The 1,083-nt window shown below is 55.1% G+C and carries 1 protein-coding gene; it reads left to right on the plus strand.

All coding sequences use genetic code 11. From position 1 onward, the window contains the following. A partial coding sequence (locus QT994_RS27220) for a cadherin-like domain-containing protein (RefSeq protein WP_333180187.1) occupies window positions 1-1,083 on the plus strand: 1,083 nt, incomplete at both ends.

Raw genomic sequence — 1,083 nt, forward strand, 5'->3', positions numbered from 1 at the left:
TGATACCTTCACCTACAGCGTTAGCGACGGGGCTGCGACAGTCCCCGCCACGGTGAATATCAACGTTACTAACAGTCTGCCACAGCCACAAGCTGATACCTACAGCATCAGTGCGGGAACAGTCCTCAGCGAAATAGTGCCGGGAGTTTTAGGCAACGACTCCGACGCAGATTGGGACACGCTGACTGCTGCGGTGGCGGCAAACGCGACGAAAGGGTCGATCGCCCTCAACAAAGATGGTTCTTTCACTTATACTCCTAACGCTGGCTTTTCTGGAACAGACACATTTACCTACACAGTCAGCGACGGAATAGTTAGCTCGGAACCGGCTACCGTGACTGTCAGCGTCAACAATAACCCGCCTGTGGCGAATTCTGACAGCTATACTACTGCTTTTAATACGGGTCTCAACGTGACTGGTTTGGGAGTGTTAATCAACGATAAAGACCCGGAAAATGACCCGCTGACAGCGATTCTGGTGACAAATCCGGCTACAGGGTCGATCATACTCAACGCCGATGGTTCCTTCAGTTACACTCCCAATACTGGCTTTGCAGGGACAGACTCTTTTACCTACAAGGCTAATGACGGGAAAGCTGATTCTGCGATCGTCACGGCAAGCATTCTTGTAAATACCCCTCCAACTCCAACTCCAACTCCAACTCCAACTCCAACTCCGACTCCAACTCCCACCGGAACTCCAACTCCAACCGGAACTCCAACTCCCACCGGAACTCCGACTCCAACCGGAACTCCAACTCCCACCGGAACTCCGACTCCAACCGGAACTCCGACTCCCACCGGAACTCCAACTCCCACGGGAACTCCAACTCCCACGGGAACTCCAACTCCCACGGGAACTCCAACTCCCACCGGAACTCCGACCCCAACCGGAACTCCGACTCCGACTCCCACGGGAACTCCAACTCCAACCGGAACTCCAACTCCCACGGGAACTCCAACTCCCACGGGAACTCCAACTCCCACGGGAACTCCAACTCCCACGGGAACTCCAACTCCCACGGGAACTCCAACTCCCACGGGAACTCCAACTCCCACGGGAACTCCAACTCCCACGGGAAC

The sequence above is a fragment of the Microcoleus sp. S13_B4 genome, from assembly GCF_036700885.1.
Classification (GTDB): Bacteria; Cyanobacteriota; Cyanobacteriia; order Cyanobacteriales; family Microcoleaceae; genus Microcoleus.